This window comes from Psychrilyobacter sp. (genome assembly GCF_049671765.1).
In the GTDB taxonomy this organism is placed as follows: domain Bacteria; phylum Fusobacteriota; class Fusobacteriia; order Fusobacteriales; family Fusobacteriaceae; genus Psychrilyobacter.
This window is the reverse complement of record NZ_JBATVM010000235.1, coordinates 1-5,378: the sequence shown is the minus strand read 5'-3', so window position 1 is coordinate 5,378 and position 5,378 is coordinate 1. Positions and strand designations below refer to the sequence as shown.

General features: G+C 30.1%; 6 protein-coding genes. All 6 read right to left on the bottom strand.

What is annotated here, in order from left to right:
- Positions 1–235 precede the first annotated feature (235 nt).
- On the bottom strand, positions 236–682 hold the full coding sequence (locus tag WBG30_RS11290) for a DUF3307 domain-containing protein (protein WP_424504757.1): 447 nt from the start codon (positions 680–682) through the stop codon (positions 236–238).
- A 9-nt stretch (positions 683–691) separates the two neighbouring features.
- Positions 692–1,390 (bottom strand): SatD family protein, encoded by a 699-nt coding sequence (locus WBG30_RS11285; protein ID WP_424504756.1) that lies wholly within the window; start codon positions 1,388–1,390, stop codon positions 692–694.
- 203 nt (positions 1,391–1,593) lie between these two features.
- The gene (locus WBG30_RS11280) at positions 1,594–2,523 is read right to left on the bottom strand and encodes a transketolase family protein (RefSeq protein WP_424504755.1); all 930 of its coding nucleotides are present in this window, start codon (positions 2,521–2,523) and stop codon (positions 1,594–1,596) included.
- A 15-nt stretch (positions 2,524–2,538) separates the two neighbouring features.
- Positions 2,539–3,372, bottom strand: a complete 834-nt coding sequence (locus WBG30_RS11275) for a transketolase (protein ID WP_424504754.1) — start codon at positions 3,370–3,372, stop codon at positions 2,539–2,541.
- A gap of 173 nt (positions 3,373–3,545) precedes the next feature.
- On the bottom strand, positions 3,546–4,187 hold the full coding sequence (fsa, locus tag WBG30_RS11270; protein ID WP_424504753.1) for a fructose-6-phosphate aldolase: 642 nt from the start codon (positions 4,185–4,187) through the stop codon (positions 3,546–3,548).
- A gap of 385 nt (positions 4,188–4,572) precedes the next feature.
- Complete coding sequence (locus tag WBG30_RS11265; protein WP_424504752.1) at positions 4,573–5,265, bottom strand: L-ribulose-5-phosphate 4-epimerase; 693 nt, start codon at positions 5,263–5,265, stop codon at positions 4,573–4,575.
- Between the last annotated feature and the right edge of the window lie 113 nt (positions 5,266–5,378).

Below are 5,378 nucleotides of genomic sequence, written 5' to 3'. Positions count from 1 at the left end.
AGATTGGTTTAATAGCTAACCAAAAGTTTTTTTCACAAAACTGACCAGAGCTAAGAAACCGATAAATAGAATCTTTAGAGATTTTAGAATCAGTAATATTTTGTAGATCTGTAGAATGAGCAGATTTAGTTGAAGCAATTAAAAAATTTGAGTATGTTTCGAGTAAATTTTTATTCATAGAAGTTACTCCTTTAAATGTTGTTACTAGGAGTATATTTCTTTTTCAGAAAAAAATCTACCGCGAAACATCAGTTAGTAACATATTTTGATTTGATAATCCAAAAAAATTAATTATTCCTTCTCCCCACAAATTTCTTTTCAAACCATTTCTAAATAAAGGTATTAATTTTATCATTTTTAATGAATATATAATCAGTATAAAATGTAATATTTGATCCCCTAAAAACAATATAAGTTTTGATTTTTTACTCCTATATTTGTTTCCAATCATTATTTTAATATAATCTATCAATACATGAGTAATAAAAATAAATATCATTAGAATAGCATATTCTCTGATTTCGTAGATAAAAAATAACGGAAACATTAAAAGTCCTATTATCCCCCCATGTTTCAAGTGTTCTTTCAAATCATTTTTTTCTTTTTTCTTAACCATCTCATTAGATTGAAAAATAAAATCTCCTAATATATGAATATTTAAAATATATAAAATTACAAACATTTACCTCTCCTATTTTTCCAGGTTTTTTCCTGGAATTATTGTTTTTCCAGGTTTTTTCCTGGAATTATTTAACTGTTTCAATATTCTAAAATAAAAAATTTCTTCCGCTTCTTTTATGAATAACCAATTAGCACTTGCTATCCTTTGTTGAACTGCAGAAAAGCTAATCTTTAATTCATTGGCAGATTTTTCTAGATTTTCTAATTTTTCATAAGACTGGATCGCGTCCCATTGAGTTTGTTTCCAACGATTATAATTTAAAAAGTTTAAAATATAAAAACTATTAAAACAATCATCAAAAAAATCGTTTGATGATTTTAAAAAAATCGAACTTATTTTTTTAGTTTTATTTTTTTTATCTTTCTTTTCCAAAATATCAATAGCTTTTCTTGCATTATAAAATGCTTCCCCATTTGAATTCCATGAATTTTTAATTTTTAATTTTTCATCTGGTATTTCTCCTATTCCTATTCCTATTCTTAAATTAATTGGATAGAAACTATATAACATCAACCTTATAATTTCAGGAATAAAAACATTTTTTTTAAAAATAGCCTGTATTTCATCCCCCCTCGAAAGTTTAAACTTCATTATCGATTTATCATCAATAAGACTATTTAATTTTTTTAATAGTTTGTCCAATTCATTTATATTTCCTATTTTTTTTGAATCGACTATATCTGCTGTTATAACTATATATTCTTTCATTTTCACCTCTTTTTTCTTTTTATTTCATACTAAATCATACTCTTTTCTTTTCTTTTTTTCAAATTTAATTAAACTAAAAATATTCTATCAAATATCTAAAAAAGCTGTGAAAAATTCCACAGCTTTTTTCATTCCCTTTTTTTTAACTTATTTTCTACCTTAATTAGGGAGAAAATATCAGAAAAGATAATGGTATATTATAATTACATGTTTTCTTTTACTTTTGCTACTATATCTTTTGCTCTTAATCCATATTCGTCTAATAATTGGTTACCTGTTCCAGATTGACCAAATTTATCATAGATTCCTAATTTTTTTACTAATGTTGGATGAGTTTCTCCTAAGAATTCAGAGATTGCTCCTCCTAATCCACCTATTACTGAATGCTCTTCACAAGTTACAATAAATTTTGTCTCTTGTGCTGCTTTTAATATAGTAGGACCGTCTAATGGCTTAATTGTAGAAACATTGATTACTCTTACTGAGATCCCTTCTGCTTCTAATATTTTTGCTGCTTCCATAGCTTCATGAACTAACATTCCTGTAGCTGCAATTGTAACATCTGTTCCTTCTTTTAAAGTATCAGCTATTCCAATCTCAAATTTATAGTCAGTATCTTTGTAGATATCTTCTGTATCTAATCTTCCAGATCTAAGGTATACAGGACCATCGTATTCTGCTGCTGCAAATACCATTTGTCTAGTTTCTTCTGCATCTGCAGGACATAATACTACCATTCCTGGGATAGATCTCATAAGAGACATATCTTCTACAGATTGATGTGATCCTCCATCTTCTCCTACAGATATTCCTGCATGAGTTGGTGCTATTTTAACATTTAATTTTGGATATGCTATTGTATTTCTAATTTGCTCAAATGCTCTTCCTGCTGCAAACATTGCAAATGTAGAAGCGAATGCTACCTTTCCAGTAGTTGCTAATCCTGCTGCTGTTGCCATTAAGTCTGCTTCTGCAATTCCTACATTAAAATGTCTTTCAGGAAATTCAGCTTGAAATATTGCAGTCTTTGTAGATTTAGATAAGTCTGCCTCTAAAACCACTACATTTTTATTTATTCTTCCTAATTCAGCTAACGCTTCTCCGTAAGCTTGTCTTGTAGCTTTTTTACTCATTTTTTTGGCCTCCTATTAGTTATTACAACATTCTACGTGACTTAATTCTTCTAATGCTTTGTCTGTTTCTTCAGATGTAGGTGCTACTCCATGGAATCCACATACGTTTTCCATAAATGAGATACCTTTACCCTTAGTAGTTTTAGCTATAACCATTGTAGGTTGACCTTTATGAGCCTTAGCAGCTTCTAAAGCTCCTAATATTTCCTCGAAGTTATGACCATCTATTACCATTACATTCCATCCAAATGCTCTCCATTTTTCGTCTAATGGTTCAACACCCATTACTTTATCTACATTTCCATCTATTTGTAAGTTATTAGAGTCTAAGAACGCACATACGTTGTCAAGTTTATAGTGAGCAGCAGTCATTGCAGCTTCCCATATTTGTCCTTCTTGTACTTCTCCATCTCCTAATAACGCATATACTCTGTATGATTTTTTATCTAGTTTTGCTGATAATGCCATTCCATTTGCGACCGATAACCCTTGTCCTAATGAACCTGTTGAGATATCTACTCCTGGTAATTTTCTCATATCTGGATGCCCTTGTAAAGGTGATCCAAATTGTCTAAGTGTTCCTAATAACTCTCTATCAAAATATCCTTTTTCTGCTAATGCTGCATATAATACTGGTGCTGCATGTCCCTTTGATAAAACAAACCTATCTCTATCTGCCATCTTAGGATTTTTCGGATCGATGTTCATCTCATTGAAATATAGTGTACTTACTATATCCGCTGCTGATAACGACCCCCCTGGATGTCCTGATTTTGATTTACAAATCATAGTCACAATATCTTTTCTCATCTGTGTAGCTTTTTCCGTTAACATCTTGATATCTGCCATTTTAACTCCTTTTTAAATAAAAATTAGTGTACATTATTTGTTTTTTCTAACAATATTATATGTAATATACGAGTTATTGTCAAGTTATAAAAAATAGTATAGAGTTCAGAATTTTGAATTTTTAAATAAAAATTCACTACTAACCCTGTCTTCTATACTATAATTAAATTAAATTATTTCACTCCTTCCCAATCTGCTAAGAATTTAGCTATCCCTGCATCTGTTAAAGGATGCTCAGTCATTTTTTCAATTACACCAAGAGGCATAGTTCCAATATGTGCTCCTGCTTTAGCAGCTTCCTTTGCATGTAATGGATTTCTGATACTTGCTGCAATTATTTCTGATTTTATATTGTGTACATTAAATATTTGTACGATCTCTCTGATTAATTCAATACCATCTACACCAATATCATCTAGTCTTCCTAAGAACGGTGATACAAATGTTGCCCCTGCTCTAGCAGCTAATAGTGCTTGGTTAGGAGTGAAAATTAAAGTTACGTTAGTTTTTACACCTCTTTTAGATAATGCTGAACATGCTTTTAAACCTTCTATAGTCATAGGTAACTTAATTGTAATATTTGGATGAATTTTGATTAAATCTTCCGCTTCTTCTAACATCTTAGGGGCTTCTAATGAGATTACTTCTGCACTTATAGGCCCATCTACAATAGATGTTATCTCTGTTACAACCTCTTTAAATATTCTTCCTTCCTTTGCGATGAGTGACGGATTTGTAGTTACACCACAAATAACACCCATGTCATTAGCTTTTTTTATGTCTTCCACATTTGCCGTGTCGATAAATATTTTCAATTTTATTCCCCCTTGAATGTTTGCTTTTACAAACATATTTAATAGCTGATAATTAAGTTTGAAATCATAAGTATCCTAACCCTAAATTATACATAAAGAAATATACTTATTTTTTCATTAATTCCCTACAATTTATACCCAAATAAAAAATTCGATCTTAATAAGTTAGTTTACTACAATCTATAAGTTATAAATATGCCTTTTGTCCTAAAATAGGTGGTAATATCAACCTATCTAATTTAAAATCAAATCAGCCAGTACCAATACTCTAGAGATCCCTATATTATCTGTATTATTTGATTTCTTTTCACTAGGTATATAGCTATTTAAATTTCCTTTTAGTTATCTTTTATTTTAAAATTAAGTTTTTTTTTAAAATTACGATCTATTGACCATAATAGGCATCTTTTCCATGTTTTCTATAAAAATGTTTTTCTAATAACTCAGTTTGCATCTGTTTCACTTCATTATTTAATTTTTCTGTATTATATGCCATTTTTGCTAGTTCTTCTAATACTACAGCATTATGAACTGCATTTAATGGAGAAGTTCCCCATGTAAATGGTCCATGACTATTTACCAAAATAGCTGGCATATGATCAGGATTTAATTTTCTTTCTTTTATAGTTTCTATAATTACTGTACCAGTTTCTTTTTCATATTCTCCACCTATTTCAGTAGGATCCATTTTTCTAGTACACGGAATATCACCACAGAAATAATCGGCATGAGTTGTTCCATATGCTATTAGATCTTTTCCTGCTTGGGCAAAGGTTGTAGCCCATGTAGAATGAGTATGCACTATTCCTTTTATATTTGAAAATGCTTTATATAACTCTATATGAGTGGCTGTATCTGATGATGGTTTATAGTGTCCTTCAACTACTTCTCCATCAAAATTAACCACTACCAAATCTTCTACTTTCATATTATCGTATTCTATCCCGCTTGGCTTTATCACTATAAGCCCGTTTTCTCTCTCAATACCACTGACATTTCCCCAAGTGTATGTTATTAATCCTTTTTTAGGCAATTCTAAATTTGCTTCTAGAACTTCTTTTTTTAATTCTTCTAGCATGAATAGTAACCTCCTAATTTCATTTTTTCTAACATCCACTCTCGAGCTTTTTTTATCTCTATAATGGGATCCTCAGATTTTTCAGTCCACATTTCTATTAATAATGGCCCTTT